The 14,030-nt window shown below is 55.6% G+C and carries 13 protein-coding genes and 1 pseudogene; 1 reads left to right on the top strand and 13 read right to left on the bottom strand.

All coding sequences use genetic code 11. The annotated features are described in order from the left end of the window. Position 1 precedes the first annotated feature (1 nt). The 8 genes from WCY17_RS11650 to WCY17_RS11685 form a co-directional block, all read right to left on the bottom strand. Positions 2-895, bottom strand: coding sequence for an aminotransferase class IV (locus WCY17_RS11650; protein WP_372702356.1), 894 nt, complete (start codon positions 893-895; stop codon positions 2-4). Positions 896-1,183: 288 nt separating this feature from the next. Continuing rightward, on the bottom strand, positions 1,184-2,536 hold the full coding sequence (locus WCY17_RS11655; protein WP_372702357.1) for an aspartate aminotransferase family protein: 1,353 nt from the start codon (positions 2,534-2,536) through the stop codon (positions 1,184-1,186). 84 nt (positions 2,537-2,620) lie between these two features. Next, on the bottom strand, positions 2,621-3,904 hold the full coding sequence (locus tag WCY17_RS11660) for a TRAP transporter large permease (protein ID WP_372702358.1): 1,284 nt from the start codon (positions 3,902-3,904) through the stop codon (positions 2,621-2,623). 30 nt (positions 3,905-3,934) lie between these two features. Next, complete coding sequence (locus WCY17_RS11665) at positions 3,935-4,393, bottom strand: TRAP transporter small permease (RefSeq protein WP_372702359.1); 459 nt, start codon at positions 4,391-4,393, stop codon at positions 3,935-3,937. A 54-nt stretch (positions 4,394-4,447) separates the two neighbouring features. Beyond that, a complete protein-coding gene (dctP, locus tag WCY17_RS11670) occupies positions 4,448-5,464 on the bottom strand; it encodes a TRAP transporter substrate-binding protein DctP (RefSeq protein ID WP_372702360.1) in 1,017 nt (338 codons plus the stop codon). Between the two features lie 286 nt (positions 5,465-5,750). Continuing rightward, a complete protein-coding gene (locus WCY17_RS11675) occupies positions 5,751-7,247 on the bottom strand; it encodes an aldehyde dehydrogenase family protein (protein WP_372702361.1) in 1,497 nt (498 codons plus the stop codon). 20 nt (positions 7,248-7,267) lie between these two features. After that, on the bottom strand, positions 7,268-8,056 hold the full coding sequence (locus tag WCY17_RS11680) for an enoyl-CoA hydratase/isomerase family protein (RefSeq protein WP_372702362.1): 789 nt from the start codon (positions 8,054-8,056) through the stop codon (positions 7,268-7,270). Then, positions 8,056-9,294 (bottom strand): CaiB/BaiF CoA transferase family protein, encoded by a 1,239-nt coding sequence (locus WCY17_RS11685; protein WP_372702363.1) that lies wholly within the window; start codon positions 9,292-9,294, stop codon positions 8,056-8,058. The genes WCY17_RS11680 and WCY17_RS11685 overlap by 1 nt, the downstream gene beginning before the upstream one ends. Before the next feature lie 105 nt (positions 9,295-9,399). Between WCY17_RS11685 and WCY17_RS11690 the strand changes: the two genes are divergently transcribed. After that, positions 9,400-10,329, top strand: coding sequence for a LysR substrate-binding domain-containing protein (locus WCY17_RS11690; RefSeq protein WP_372702364.1), 930 nt, complete (start codon positions 9,400-9,402; stop codon positions 10,327-10,329). Here the strand turns inward: WCY17_RS11690 and WCY17_RS11695 are convergent. The 5 genes and pseudogenes from WCY17_RS11695 to ilvN form a co-directional block, all read right to left on the bottom strand. Further along, on the bottom strand, positions 10,321-10,779 hold the full coding sequence (locus WCY17_RS11695) for an acyl-CoA thioesterase (protein ID WP_372702365.1): 459 nt from the start codon (positions 10,777-10,779) through the stop codon (positions 10,321-10,323). The two genes, WCY17_RS11690 and WCY17_RS11695, sit on opposite strands and share 9 nt — an antisense overlap. Beyond that, entirely contained in the window at positions 10,776-11,576 is an 801-nt protein-coding gene (gene pssA, locus WCY17_RS11700; RefSeq protein ID WP_372702366.1) for a CDP-diacylglycerol--serine O-phosphatidyltransferase, read from the bottom strand. The genes WCY17_RS11695 and pssA overlap by 4 nt, the downstream gene beginning before the upstream one ends. Positions 11,577-11,715: 139 nt before the next feature. Next, positions 11,716-12,360, bottom strand: a pseudogene (locus tag WCY17_RS11705) (phosphatidylserine decarboxylase); the annotation flags it as partial. Positions 12,361-12,479: 119 nt separating this feature from the next. Then, positions 12,480-13,496 carry a ketol-acid reductoisomerase gene (gene ilvC / locus WCY17_RS11710; RefSeq protein ID WP_372702367.1) on the bottom strand — a complete coding sequence of 339 codons (1,017 nt, stop codon included), beginning with the start codon at positions 13,494-13,496 and terminating at the stop codon, positions 12,480-12,482. 31 nt (positions 13,497-13,527) lie between these two features. Continuing rightward, the gene (ilvN, locus tag WCY17_RS11715) at positions 13,528-14,019 is read right to left on the bottom strand and encodes an acetolactate synthase small subunit (protein ID WP_372702368.1); all 492 of its coding nucleotides are present in this window, start codon (positions 14,017-14,019) and stop codon (positions 13,528-13,530) included. Between the last annotated feature and the right edge of the window lie 11 nt (positions 14,020-14,030).

Genomic DNA, 14,030 nt, shown 5'->3' on the forward strand with positions numbered 1-14,030 from the left:
ATCAATATTTCACAGGAAAAACGTATCGAGGATCTTCGTGCAAGGCCCAGTATTTTTCCGTAAGGGCAATCGTGACAGGGCCTGGTTTCCCCGATCCTATCTTCCTATGATCAATGGTCGTAACGGGAATTATCCCTCCGGCCGTACTTGTAATAAATATTTCATCAGCCTCGAAAATATCATCGACGGGTAACTCACCCTCAATCACATCATAGCCGCTGTTCTTGCCCAGTTCGATTGCTGTACGCCGTGTAATACCATCCAAAGTTCCACGACCCGGCGTAACAATCCTGTCTCCGCTGACCGCGAATATGTTGAAGCCAGGGCCTTCGGCAACATGGCCATCGATATCTTTCAAGATTGCACTTTCACCACCCCTATCATAGGCTTCGAACAACCCCATGGTCATATCAAGCCAATGAAAATTCTTTATCGTGGGGTCTACGGATGACGACGGTATACGATATTTTTCACTAATAATGACATGCAAGCCCTCCCTTTGTTTCTCAGGACTGGCAATCCAGATCATTGGCACAACGAAAGCGAAGAAATTATTTTTACAAGTTCTGGGGTCACGAGAACCGGATTCAGGTATACCTCGCGTACATATCATTTCAATAATTGCGTCTTTTATACCACTTCGCGAAACACACTCGATCAAAAGGCTTCGCAACCCATCAAAATCATATGGAATCTCCATTCTGAGCTTATCGATGTTTCTCAGGAACCTGTTGATATGATCGTCAAGCCGAAATATCTTGCCACGCCACACATGTGCAGCGTCATACGTAGCATCAGAATGGAGGAAGCCCCAGTCAAATATAGAAATTTTCGCCTGTGACGCCGGGACGAACTCCCCGTCAATATGCGCCATACCATTGGATAATGCCTGCATCCCACACACCCCTCATGCGATATTTTAACAATCCCACCAAACTGATTACATTGAAAATCCTGTATCTACCACAAACCCTGGTATCCGCCTGTGCTATCTCCTACTTGCACAAATAGTCGAAAACAGGCTCCGATACCGGTCGACCAGAACAGTTCATGAGGTGAGCCTTCAGGTATGCAGGCTTGCAATCAAGGATTTGCCATCCTGCTCGACCATATTTAGTACATCCAAACAAGGCTCACCAAATTTGAAATGTCAAGGTACGCTTACAGCCTCGTGCCTTGCCCTTCAGCTGTCTGCTGGTCTGGACTTCATGGCATGCTTCAAAGCATCAATAGCGGATGCCCAAGCATCAGCAGTCTGACTGACTTCACTTTCCCCAAGCGCAGTGCTGACATAATATTTAGTGTCACCCTTGAACAACCCACGCTCCCGTAGCAACCTATTGAACGTTTTGGTCAACCAGGCGTCACCACTAATTGTATCGCGGTAATTCTGTATTTCACCACGATGAAAAATCACATCGAACAACGGTTCGGCGCCAAGTACCTGCGCCGGAAGATCCGCGCGACGCAGCATTTCACCCAGCGTATCCATTAGCCTTCTGCCTGTAGCAAAAAAATTCTTATAGACATCAGGTTGATTGAGAACATTCAGTGTGGCCAGGCCGGCAGCAGCGGCAACCGGATTGCCACTGAGGGTCCCTAGCTGTACCAGGAACTGGTCATCACCTACTTTTGAGCGATCAAACAGGTCCATGATGTCTGCACGCCCTGCTATCGCTGCCAGTGGAAACCCCCCACCACACGCCTTCCCTAAAGTACACAGGTCAGGGGTGACATCAAAATACTCCTGAGCACCACCGTATGAAAACCTGAATCCAGTCACCACCTCATCAAAAATCAACACCACGCCTGTCTCCGCTGTGATTTCACGCAACGTCTCCAGAAATCCTGCCTGAGGTGCTATCAGGCGCTGGAATGGCTCAACGATTACCGCGGCAAGCTCCTCATGGTTCGCGCGAATGAAACTACGCATGAGTTCGACATCATTGAATGGCAAGACAGCAATGTCGGCCTGGATGCTGTCCGGAATGCCTGGAGAATCCGGAATGGGTTCAGGAAACGGCACGTCATGTGTGGGCATGAGGCTCATGAGGCTGTAGTCACTCATGCCATGATATCCACCCTCAAATTTAAGAATTTTGTCCTTTTTTCTATAGGCACGCGCCAGTCGCATAGCATAAAAATCAGCCTCTGTGCCGGAACATACAAACCTCACCTTTTCTGCGCAGGGTACTGCGTCAACGATTGCTGCGGCCAACCGAATTCCCTGCGGATTATTAGCGAAAAAAGTTGTTCCTCTTGTCAGTTGATCGGAAATTGCGGCAGTCACTTCTGGATGACAGTGTCCGACAAGCATTGGCCCCGAACCGAGCAAATAGTCGATATATTCATTGCCACTTTCATCCCAGACTCTTGCTCCAGCCCCGCGGGAAATTATTACTGGTTCAGGGATGTTTCCAAAGGTGCCGGCCGGTAGACATCGATCGGCCAGCGCTGCCAGATCGAGCTCGGACTGAGTACGTGCATTTGCAGTCCGGCGCCCCGGACTTGTCATATCACCTGCATAAGCTGTCATTTCTGAGTCCTCCAGTTAGTATATCAAAGCAGTTCAATATAATCCCTCTGGCTACAATAGCCAAAGGTTCCACAGCAAGAATTATCAAAATCCCAGCATCCTGGGCAAGAACAATGAAAAATCAGTCCAAAAAGTAACCAGCAAGAGAACCGGGATATTGACGAAAAAAATAAACTTCAGAATATATCCTATATATTTTTGCATAGGTACGTTGCCCGCCACCGCACTCGACATATACAGCAGCGGCGCCACTGGTGGTGTTATATTCCCCAAACCGAGATTCACACCAACAATGGCAGCGAACTGGAGCGGATCAACTCCAATATCCTGAGCAATCGGATATAATACTGAAGCCGCCACGATCGAGCCGGAAATATCATCCATGATCATCCCGATGACCAAGAGAATAAGATTGATCAGCAGCAGCGCCTGCCACTGTTCAAAATTGCTGGACACCATCTCTGCCAGTATAAAGGGTGTGCCTTCATAGACTAAAACAGTACTCAGGAGTATCAAGGCACTCACCATGATGACCAGTGAGCCCAATAGATTACCCGATGCTATGGTGGCATCAAAGAACTCCTTGAACGTCATGTTTCTATATACGAACAATGCCAATATTATTACGTATATCGTTCCCATCCCGGCCGCTTCTGTCGGGCTGGCAACGCCACCATAGATTCCTCCAAGCACGACAACAGGGAGAAGTAGAACTAAGGATGCACTCCTCGCCTTTTTCCTGAAATCCGCAATAAATACCGTCTTGCTGGTGTGCTCAACGGTTTTCACGGAAAAATTGCGCACGAAATATTGATTAAGTGCAATGTAACCAACAGCCATCACCAGACCAGGGACAAGTGTTGTCAAAAATGCAGCCCCTACCGAAATCTGCATCGTCAGCGCCAGAATCAGGAGAGGAATACTCGGAGGGATGAGCAAGGTCAAAATTGAGGAGCAGGCAACCAGCGATACCAAATATTCCCGTGGATAGCCAGATGCCTCGGCTCTCGGCATCAATACGGTACCTATACTTGCTATTGCCGCACTGCCTGCGCCAGAGATGGCGCCAAACAAGGCACAAGCAAGCACAATGACCGCGCCAAGGCCTCCCTTGAATCGCCCGATAAAGAGCTCTATGAAATTTACAAGCCGTTCCCCCTGACCGCTTTTCTCTGCAAGAATGCCCATGTAAATGAATAACGGCAAGGCAAACAGGGCTGGGCTGTTTATTCTAGATACCATGGTCGAGAAAATAGTCTCGATATCTATACCCAAAGCATAAGCAATCCCAAATGATCCCAAACCAAATGCCGCTGCGATTGAAACGCCTCCAAGCACCACCACAACCGAAATGGTGAGCCAGAGCACGACGGGAACCGATATCATATGACGTCTCGCTTACCTGAAATGGTTGTTCTTGCGCTCGGCACGCATCAGAATGAACACGATATTAAGACCAAATCCAATCACCAATGCAAACAGCGACAGTGCAACAGGAATATCGAAATACAATGTCCTGTAATTCAATGAAAGTGCTGTCATGAATATCCCAACGCTTGCAGTCAAGGCAATCATGGAAAACAGCAGTAGCCCAATGGAGGACAATATTCCTAAAAATTGTCTTATTGCAGCATTGGCGATCAGCTCATCCAGACCGCCTTTTATATGTGAATTGGTCAGCGTGGTATGCGCCATCCCCAGGAAATAGGACCAGATCGCAGCAATGCCGATGATTTCATCGTATCCAGAAATACTCACGCCAATATTCCTGAAAACAACCTGAAGGAAAGTCAGACCCACGACGATCAGAATGTAAAAGAATAGAAGCACCTGAATGATTTTTTCGATGTATCTCATGGCAGCTCTTGTCTTTTGGAAAACGGGCCACTAAAAGCGGCCCGTTTTCATTGATCAATCAGCAACGATTCTTTCAATCTTGTCCATGATCTCATCCCCTATCGTCTCACGTAGAACAGGCCATTCGCTCTCCTGCGTTATCTTTTTCACTTCTTCATACTGCTCCGCGCTCAGCCGAATAACCTTTACATTCTTGTCTTCGAGTTCCTTGAGGAATTTCTCTTCGCGAGCCTCGGCACCCTCCCATGCCAGCGTGGTTGCTTCATGCCCAGCTTCTATGAGAGCCTCTTTGTTTTCAACCGACAAACCATCAAACCATTTTTTGTTGACCGCAACTCCTATTATTCCTTCAAAATAATCCCGGCTATACAAATAGGAACCGATGATATCCGCAAACTCTTGAGCTGCTTCTTGCGCAGGGCACGCACCCTTCGCATCTATGGCCCCTGTCTGCAACGCCGTAAAGGTTTCAGAATAAGGCATGGGTACTGCACTGAACCCCAGACTTTCAAACCTGGCAATCATGCCCTTGTAGGGGGCCACCCTGACCTTGTATTTGGTATCTGATGGAAGAGTTTCTGGAGCCTCTTTCCTGAAACAAATTCCCCCAAACCCGGTAGGAGCCCACGCAAGCATCTTGTAGCCAGCCTCGTCCCCTATATCATTCATGACCTCTAGAAATGTTCCGTCTGGGCCATACAGCTTGTATGCTTGGTCGTAGTCACTCGCTACCCCTCCCATAAAGCCAATGGCGAGGCGCTTGTCGATCTCTGACGACATGACCACCACATCGAGCTTTCGCTGTCCGTTTGCAACTTGTTTGCTGATCTGATAAACGTCACCGAACGGGCTACCCACACGAACCTGAACGACAATATCTCCATTCGTCTTTTCCTTTGCAGACTCGGCAAATTTTTGCGTCATGTGAGTCAATACGTGGTCTTTGCCAAATATCGTACCAACAGGAAATGTTTCGGCATACGCTGGCACCGCATATTGAAACGCTCCTATTCCAGCGCACAGCGCAACCATCTTCCATTTGGAAAAATGACGATTTGAACTGATGGTCATGGTGATGTCTCCATTGAATTAATAATAATTACTGCTACTGCTACAGGATCATCTCCAGTCAAACGAAACGATCTACTGTTCTTCAACTGGGTTGCTTCTGCCGGCCAGCCTATATCATACCTCTGGATATTTATATGTCAAATTGAATACAGATACCCTCAACATCTGAAAAATATTTCAATTCAACACTGGGATCCGGAAAATCTAAATGTAATGAATTGCCCCATGAAACAAATCGCATCAAATCACAGGACCAGGTTACCGAAAAACAAAATCTTAAGATTCATCAATCACGGCTGATCAGCACTGTTTTCTTTTGCGTAAAATGATCAAGCATCGCTTCCATTGAAGCTTCCTTGCCCAGGCCAGACTGTTTGATCCCTCCATATGACAGCCCTGGCTGGGTCACAATGTTCTGGTTGACCTGCACGAACCCAGCCTGCAGCCTCTGCGTGGCATCCAGCGCCCTGGTCAGATCCTTTGTCCAGATGGTGGCGGCCAGGCCATAATCCGAATCATTGGCCATGGCAATCGCCTCTTCGTAGTCATCGAACGGGATAACGCATGTGACCGGGCCAAAGATCTCTTCGCGCGCCAGACGATGATCGTTGCTGACGCCTACAAAGACTGTGGGCTGCACATACAGGCCATCCCGCAACTCGGGATTTTGCGGCATGTTCGATAATTGCAGGGTCTGCACATTGGGAATGTTTCGGCCCAGTGCGATGTACGAACGTACTCGTTCAAGCTGTGCTGTCGAAATAATTGTGCCGATGTCGGTGTTCTCGTCCAGCGGATCGCCCATGATCATGGCATTGACTTTGTCACTCATGCGCTCGACAAACGCCTCGCGCAATGAACGATGCACCAGCATGCGCGAAGCCGCAGTACAACTCTGGCCCTGCCGGGTAAAGCGCATGCCCGCCACCGCGCCCGCCACCGCGCGCTCGAGATCGGCATCTTCCATCACGATCATCGGGCTCTTGCCGCCCAGTTCGAGCGTGGTGGGTATCAGACGCTCGGCGGCCGCATGCGCGATGATCTTCCCCGTCTCGACCGAGCCGGTAAAGGTGACCTTGGCAACCCGGGGATCGGCCACCAGCGGCCCGCCGCAGCCGGGCCCAAAACCGGACAGGATATTCACCACACCGGGAGGCAGCGAGCGGTTGAGCAACTCGACCACGAACAGAGTGGAGAGCGGCGCTTCTTCGGCAGACTTGACGACTACGGTATTGCCCGCCACCAGAGCCGGCGCAATCTTGAAGGCCATCAGCATCAAAGGTGCATTCCACGGCAGGATCGCGGCGACGACGCCGATGGGCTCACGCTGCGTGAACACCAGCATGTTCGGAGCAAAGGGAATGGTTTCTCCCTTGAGCTCGCTGCCCAGGCCGCCATAGAATTCGAAGCAGTCAGCCAGCACATTGGCTTCAACCCGGCTCTCGGTACGGATTGCCTTACCGGTTTCCAGTGCCAAAAGGGTAGCGATGGCCTCGCTGTGACTGGTCAGGCTGGCCGCCGCTTTCTGCAGGATCTTGCCCCGGGCGCGCGGGCTCAGTGCGACCCATTCTTTCTGGGCTGCCACCGCTGCGCCCACGGCGGCCGCAACATCCTGCGCATCACCGTCGGCCGCGCAGCCAATGGGCCGGCGGGTCGCCGGGCTGGCCACGGGAAATGTCCGACCGCCCAAAGGAACCTGCAGTTGACCCGCATACAGGTGCTGGCCCGACAGCCGGCGCGCATGCTCCAAGACCGCATCCAGTACCAACCCTGACTGACTCATGATCCTACCTCCTTCGATCCTTACTTCCCGCAAAACTGCGGCGCCCGCTTCTCCTTCCACGCCTGCGCGCCTTCACGCATGTCTTCCGAGGCCTCGGAATGCAGCACGGCGCGTGCATTATCGGCCTCGTCAAACGTGCCAGCGATGAGGCGATTGAGATCCTGCTTGATGCCCAGCAAGGCCAGGGGCGCCATGCCCGCCAACAACTGGCTCAGGGCATCGACTCGCGCGTGCAGCTCGTCCGGTGCAACCAGTTCGGTGAGAAAGCCAATGCGCAGCATCTCGTCGGCCTCGATCCGCTCGGCCGTCAGGAACAGGCGCTTGGCCGCATTGACCCCCAGGCGGGACAGATAACGACGCATGCCGCCTGGATAGAAGTGCAAGCCCAGGCGCGCGGCCGGCATGAACATGTTGGCCTGGGGCGTACCGATGCGAAAATCACAGGCCAGGCAAAGATCGGTGCCGCCGCCATACGCCCCGCCCTGCACGGCTGCGATTGTCACTGCGCGAGCGTTTTCCAGGAGATCCACGGTTTCGCCAAAATGCAGGGAACTGGGCGCCGAGTCGCTCGCCAGGGACGAGATGTCGTAGCCGCTGCAGAAATACTTGCCATCCGATACCAAACGCAGCACCAGGACGTCTTCTGCCTGATTCACGGCTTCGATATGCGTACGCAGTACGGCCAGATCCGCTGGGCTGAGCCGGTTGCTGAACGCAGGCTTGCGCAACGAGATCGTGGCAATACGCCCCTCGATCACCAACAGCGGCTGGGTGGGCTCGTCTGGGGTGGCGGTAGATACGCTCGGCATCAGGTGTGCTCCGATGAATCATTTGCCGCCTCGGCGTACCCGAACTGCTTCACCACATCGGTGCGCAGCAGGGCGTCGATCTCATTGGCCACCAAGCCGAATTGCAGCAGTACCTCACGCGTGTGCTCACCCAGAATCGGCGGCGGCCTGCGTATCGAGCGGCGCTGCGGATCATTGGAACTGCGGATTGGCAGCCCGACCTGCTCGAGTTCGCCGAGCAGCGGGTGAACGATGCTTTCAACCAGCCCGGCGGCCTTGACCTGCTCGTCGTTGAACACGTCTTCGAGATTGTTGATGGGGCCAGCCGGAATCTGATGGTCGATGAACAGGCGCGTCCAGTCCATGCGACTGCGGGTACGCAGGCGCTCTTCGAGCAGGCGCTTGAGCTCATGGCGATTCTGCATGCGCTCTGCATTCGTCAGAAAACGGGGATCTGCTGTCAGGTGCTGCAGCTCGAGGAGATCGCACAGCTTGAGCCACATGGCCTGTGTGGCCGGCGCCAGATTGATGGGGCCATCGGCCGCTTCGAACGTACCGTATGGCGCGATCACCGGATGCAGGTTTCCCGAAGGTTGCGGAATTTCACGCACGCTCAGGTAACGCTGCCCCTGCACGCTGAGCAGGCCCATGAGGCTGGCGAGCAGGGACGTGTCCACATGCTGGCCTCGACCCGTACGCTGGCGTTCGATCACCGCCGACAGGATTCCGATGACCAACCACATGCCGGAGGTCAGGTCTCCGATGGCCGTACCCACCCGCATTGGGCCCGACTCTGGCGTGCCACTCAGGCTCATGAAACCGGAATAACCCTGGGCGATCTGATCGAAGCCGGCCCATTCGCACGCCGGCCCCGTGCGCCCGAACCCGGAGATCGAAGCCATGATCAGGCCCGGATGCTCTGCCGCCAGGGTGTCATACGACAGGCCCATGGATTCCATGGTGCCAACCTTGAAGTTTTCCACCACGACATCAACCTGTAGCGCCAGGCGCCGGATCAGCGCCAGCCCTTCAGGCGCCCGGAAGTTGATCTCGATCCCGCGCTTGTTGCGATTGGCGCTGAGGTAATACACGCTGATATCGTGATCGAACGGCCCCCATTGGCGCACCATGTCGCCCCCCGGAGTGGGCTCGACCTTGATGACTTCGGCCCCCAGATCCCCCAGTATCATGGTGCTGAACGGCCCGGACAAAGCCCGGGTCAGATCCAGTACCCTGAGGCCCGACAGCTGCAGCGTCATTCCTGTCTCCTGATGTTTTGACCATGTTAGCCAAGCACAACCGGATGAACCAATATCGAATTATGATCCTGAAATAAGAAAATCTTATTTCACAGTGTACTCATCATGAACCTCAGACAGTTTTCATATTTTGTGCGCGTCGTCGAATTGCGCAACATGACGCGGGCCGCAGAAACCCTGCATGTGGCTCAGCCTGCACTCAGCCAGCAGATTGCTGCATTGGAAGAAGACATTGGCGTGCGGCTGCTGATTCGCGGCCCGCGCGGGGTGGAACCCACAGATGAAGGCCTGCTGCTGTACCGCCAGGCCCAGACCATACTGCGCCAGGTCGAATCGATACACGGCATCCTGAACCGGAAGGTCGAAACCATATCGGGTACCGTATCTGTCGCCATGGCATCCAGCACTGGACGCATGCTCGCGCTACCACTGATCCGGGCAGTGCGGCAGCACTACCCTGCCATCGAACTGGAGATCGTGGACATCCCGAGCGCCGACCTGACACGTATGGTGGAACAGGGGCGGGTCGATCTGTCCCTGTCACCCGATCAGGAAAATGCGCCGGGACTTTCAGTGAGCCCACTGGTGGTCGAGGAGCTGCTGGTCATGACTCATCCTTCCCTGGATTTGCCTGCAGAAGACCTGCACATCACCCACTTGGCTGATGCACCGTTGATCCTTCCGCGCCCCCCGAACAAGCTGCGCATGCGCATCGACTACGCGTTCATGAACGCCCATCTGCGTTATCGGCTGCTGGCCCAGGCCAGCACGGCCGCCATCCTGGTGCCGGCAGTACGCGATGGCCTGGCCGTCACCATCCTGCCCTATTCAGCAGCCTATCAGGAGATCAAGGCCGGCACCATCGTGGCGTACGATCTGAACCCGCGCCTGAGCCGAGAGATCAGCCTGTGCAACAGTTCGATGGCGCTCGAGCGTGCGGCGGTCAGAGCAGTCATGAACCTGATCCGGTCATTGACACGCACACTGGTGGAAAACGGCACATGGCGTCACTGTGTGCTGCACGATTCAACCTGACGGGAAGGCATTTGGATCGCAGACCAGCGGCGCCAGCACCGCGCGAAAAGTATCTGCCAAAGGCGCCGGCCGTCGGCTTGCACGATCGACATACACATGAACAAAGTGCCCTGCGGCACAAGTCAGTTCCGCCCCCTGCAAGAAAATGCCCACTTCGTAGCGCACGCTGCTGGTGCCTATGCGAGATACCGCGATGCCCGCTTCCAGGGCATCGGGGAACGATACGGAAGAAAAATACTGGCATCCGGTTTCGACCACCAGACCGATGGTCGCACCCGTATTGAAGTCCAGCACCCCCTGCTCGAGCAGATAATGGTTGACCGCCGTATCGAAATACGAGTAGTAGGTCACGTTATTGACGTGGCCGTAGACGTCGTTGTCCATCCAGCGCGTCTGGATGGGCAGAAATGCCCTGTAGGCGCTGCGGCTGCGTGGCTGCGGGCGGCTCATGGCTCTTGTGACGGCCCCGACGGGCCATCATGGCTGGCCGCGCCGCCCATTTCACGCATGCGCTGGCCGAGGCGCCGCGCCCGCCGTACCCGCCACAGCCAGAGCACCCAGCCGGACAGGCTGTAGAGGATGAACAGGCCAAACAGCACCACGGGCGGATCGCTGGACACGAAGACAAACACCCCGACGACCACGAGCATTACCCAGAAGGGTACACTGCGGCCCAGCGCAAATGTCTTGCCGCTGTAGAACGGCGCATTGGACACCATGGCCACCCCCGCATACACGGTGAGCGTGAATGCCGCCCACGGAACGACACCGTCCGACAATGACAGCTTGTTGTCCACCGACAACCACACAAACCCGGCCACCAGTGCAGCGGCCGCAGGGCTGGGCAGGCCCTGGAAATACTGTTTGTCGACCTTGCCGATATTGGCGTTGAAGCGTGCCAGCCGCAGTGCCGCACCGACCACGTACACAAAGGCGGCCAGCCAGCCCCAGCGCCCCAGGCCCTGCATGGCCCAGACGTATGTCACCAGCGCCGGTGCAAGCCCGAAGGACATCATATCGGCCAGCGAGTCATACTGTTCGCCGAACGCGGATTGCGTATTCGTGAGACGGGCCACACGGCCGTCCATGCTGTCGAACACCATGGCCAGGAAAATGGCGATGGCGGCCGTCTCGAAATGATGGTTCATGGCCTGCACCACCGCATAGAACCCGGCAAACAGGTTGGCAGTGGTAAAGGCGTTGGGCAGCAGGTAGATGCTGCGGCGGCGTTGACGTTCGTCTGGCATGGATTCAGGCGGGTACGCGCTCCGGATCATCGGGACCATAGCCCAACGCCTGGCCATCTGTAGAGCCCGCATCGGCAGAATCAGCACCTGCAGAGTCTGCATCGCGAGAAGGTGCAGGGCCACCCGCATCGGCGGCAGGCAGTTGCGCCAGCACGGTGCAGGTGGCCCGCACCTTGTCGCCAATGGCCACTTGCGGCCGTGCCCCCAGGGGCAAGTATACGTCCACCCTCGAGCCAAAGCGGATGAAGCCATAGCGCTGGCCCGCATACACGCTGTCGCCCTGATGCACATGGCACAGAATGCGTCGCGCGACCAGCCCCGCCACCTGCACGGCCGTGATCAACTGGCCATCGGGCCTTTGCAGAACCATGGCATTGCGCTCATTCTCGAGTGACGCCTTGTCGAGATCGGCATTCAGGAACTTGCCCGGGAAATAGGTGATGGACTGGATACGGCCGGCCACTGGCACACGATTCGAGTGCACGTTGAAAACATTCATGAAGACACTGATCTTCAGGCAGGAACGGCCACCCGCATAGGGATCGAGCGCCTCTTCGACACTGACGATGCGACCGTCAGCGGGGCACAGGACCAGATCATCGCCCGCCGGCGCATGACGCACGGGGTCGCGAAAAAACTGCAGGGCAAACAGGGTGAACAGCCAGAACGGCAGGGACACCCAGCCCCACCAGAACATGACCAGCAAGGACAACACCACGCTGCCGGCCAGAATGGGCCAGCCCTCGCGGGCCACGATGGGGTGTGGATAGGATGGTGTCTTCATGCTGCGCAAGCATAACCCGAAATGAATCCGGCCGGATACCAGAAGGCACCCGGCCGGGCTGGGCCCAGCGCCCTGCGTCTGTATCGGACTGCAAACGATGGGCCACGAACCGGCCCGTATCAGTTCTTGCTCTGATCAACCAGCTTGTTGGCGGCAATCCAGGGCATCATGGCCCGCAGGCGGCCCCCGACCTGCTCGATCTGCGACTCGGCATTGATGCGGCGCCGCGAGATGAGCTCAGGTGCGCCCGCGGCATTTTCCAGGATGAAACGCTTCGCATACACGCCCGACTGGATGTCGGTCAGCACCTGACGCATGATCGCCCGCGTGTCTTCATTGATGATGCGTGGCCCGCTGACGTACTCGCCGAATTCGGCATTGTTGGAGATCGAGTAGTTCATGTTGGCAATACCGCCTTCGTAGATCAGATCGACGATGAGCTTGAGCTCGTGCAGGCACTCGAAATAAGCCATTTCGGGGGCATAGCCCGCTTCGACCAGCGTATCGAAACCGGCCTTGATGAGTTCGACCGTGCCGCCACAGAGCACGGCCTGCTCGCCGAAGAGATCGGTCTCGGTCTCTTCCTGGAACGTGGTCTCGATGATGCCGGCCCGCCCGCCGCCATTGGCCATGGCATAGGACAGCGCGGTATCGAGCGCACGCCCCGAGACGTCCTGGTGCACGGCCACCAGCTGCGGTACCCCGCCACCATGGGCATACGTGTCGCGCACGGTGTGCCCGGGCGCCTTGGGGGCCACCATGATGACGTCGATATCGTCGCGCGGCACCACCTGGCCATAATGCACGTTGAACCCATGGGCGAAGGCCAGCGCGGCACCGGCCTTCATGTTGCCCTCGACGTGGTTCCGGTAGACCCCGGCAATGGTTTCGTCGGGCAGGAGCATCATCACCACATCAGCCCCCTTGACCGCCTCGGCCACCTCCTTCACCTCGAGCCCTGCGTTCACGGCCTTGCCCCAGGATGCACCCCCCTTGCGCAGGCCGACCGTGACATGCACCCCAGAATCATGCAGGTTCAGGGCATGGGCGTGGCCTTGTGAGCCATAGCCGATGATGGCCACGTGCTTGCCCTTGATGAGCGACAGGTCACAATCCTTGTCGTAAAAAACTTTCATGTAAGACTCCAGTATCCGTGATGGTAAAAGCTCAAAGTTTCAGAACCCGTTCGCCGCGCGCCACACCGGAGACCCCGGTGCGCACGGTTTCCAGGATGGCACTGCGATCGAGCGCGCCGATGAAGGCCTCGATTTTATCCTGCACCCCCGTCAGTTCGATGGTGTAGGTCTTGTCGGTCACATCGATGATGCGACCCCGGAAGATTTCCGCCATGCGCTTCATTTCTTCGCGTTCCTTGCCCACCGCCCGCACCTTGATCAGCATGAGTTCGCGCTCGACGTGGGCCCCTTCGGAAAGGTCGACCACCTTGAGCACATCGACCAGCCGGTTCAGGTGCTTGGTGATCTGTTCGATGATTTCGTCGGAGCCGATCGTGACGATGGTCATACGTGACAGCGTCACATCTTCGGTGGGCGCCACCGTAAGGGTCTCGATATTGTAGCCGCGTGCCGAAAACAGCCCGACCACGCGCGACAGTGCGCCCGGTTCATTTTCGAGCAGAATGGAAATGACGTGTTTCATGATCAGCCCCC

It is taken from the genome of Castellaniella sp. (assembly GCF_041677825.1).
Lineage (GTDB): Bacteria > Pseudomonadota > Gammaproteobacteria > Burkholderiales > Burkholderiaceae_B > Castellaniella.

Coding starts and splice junctions, on each gene's coding strand:
- WCY17_RS11655 (WP_372702357.1), bottom strand. CDS start 2,536: ATGACAGCTTATGCAGGTGATATGACAAGTCCGGGGCGCCGGACTGCA.
- ilvN (WP_372702368.1), bottom strand. CDS start 14,019: ATGAAACACGTCATTTCCATTCTGCTCGAAAATGAACCGGGCGCACTG.
- WCY17_RS11685 (WP_372702363.1), bottom strand. CDS start 9,294: ATGACGCTGCAGCTGTCGGGCCTCAGGGTACTGGATCTGACCCGGGCT.
- WCY17_RS11650 (WP_372702356.1), bottom strand. CDS start 895: ATGCAGGCATTATCCAATGGTATGGCGCATATTGACGGGGAGTTCGTC.
- pssA (WP_372702366.1), bottom strand. CDS start 11,576: ATGCCAGACGAACGTCAACGCCGCCGCAGCATCTACCTGCTGCCCAAC.
- dctP (WP_372702360.1), bottom strand. CDS start 5,464: ATGACCATCAGTTCAAATCGTCATTTTTCCAAATGGAAGATGGTTGCG.
- ilvC (WP_372702367.1), bottom strand. CDS start 13,496: ATGAAAGTTTTTTACGACAAGGATTGTGACCTGTCGCTCATCAAGGGC.
- WCY17_RS11695 (WP_372702365.1), bottom strand. CDS start 10,779: ATGAGCCGCCCGCAGCCACGCAGCCGCAGCGCCTACAGGGCATTTCTG.
- WCY17_RS11680 (WP_372702362.1), bottom strand. CDS start 8,056: ATGCCGAGCGTATCTACCGCCACCCCAGACGAGCCCACCCAGCCGCTG.
- WCY17_RS11665 (WP_372702359.1), bottom strand. CDS start 4,393: ATGAGATACATCGAAAAAATCATTCAGGTGCTTCTATTCTTTTACATT.
- WCY17_RS11690 (WP_372702364.1), top strand. CDS start 9,400: ATGAACCTCAGACAGTTTTCATATTTTGTGCGCGTCGTCGAATTGCGC.
- WCY17_RS11675 (WP_372702361.1), bottom strand. CDS start 7,247: ATGAGTCAGTCAGGGTTGGTACTGGATGCGGTCTTGGAGCATGCGCGC.